Source organism: Nocardia sichangensis (genome assembly GCF_047200615.1).
GTDB classification, from domain to species: domain Bacteria; phylum Actinomycetota; class Actinomycetes; order Mycobacteriales; family Mycobacteriaceae; genus Nocardia; species Nocardia sichangensis.
Genome location: NZ_JBJZOK010000138.1, coordinates 1 through 521 on the forward strand (window position 1 = coordinate 1; position 521 = coordinate 521).

The following is a 521-nucleotide window of genomic DNA, read 5'->3' on the forward strand; positions in this document are numbered from 1 at the left end:
CCCCGGATTGCGCGCACCCCAATACAACGCATTACCCAGCAACTTGGTGGTCGTCTCGTTGCCCGCCACCACCATCAAGAACAGGAAACCGATGATCTCCGCATCGGTGAGCCGGTCACCGCCGATCTCCGCATCCAGCAACGCCGAGGTCAGATCCTCCCTCGGGGCGCGCCGACGCTCGGCCACCATCTCCGTGTAGTAGCCCAGCAGTTCGATCGAAGCCTCGACAGCCGCCATCGGGATGTCCAGCACACCGTCCTCACGGTGCACCACCAGATCCGCCAACCGGCGAATCTCCACCCGATCCACCGCCGGCACCCCCATCAGCTCCGAGATCACATCCATCGGCAACTTGCCCGCGACCTCATCGATCCAGTCGAAGACGGCACCGCCCACCGCGGGCTCCAGATACGACAGCGTCAACTCCCGGATCCGCTCCTCCATCTGCGCGACACGTTTCGGCGTGAACCCCTTGAACACCAACCGCCGCATCCGCATATGCCGCGGATCATCCATCCGCA

Annotated in this window: 1 protein-coding gene; it reads right to left on the reverse strand. The window is 63.9% G+C overall.

All coding sequences use genetic code 11. The features are described from left to right. On the reverse strand, positions 1-521 hold a 521-nt coding region (locus tag ACL03I_RS39490), incomplete at both ends, for a cytochrome P450 family protein (RefSeq protein ID WP_459561402.1).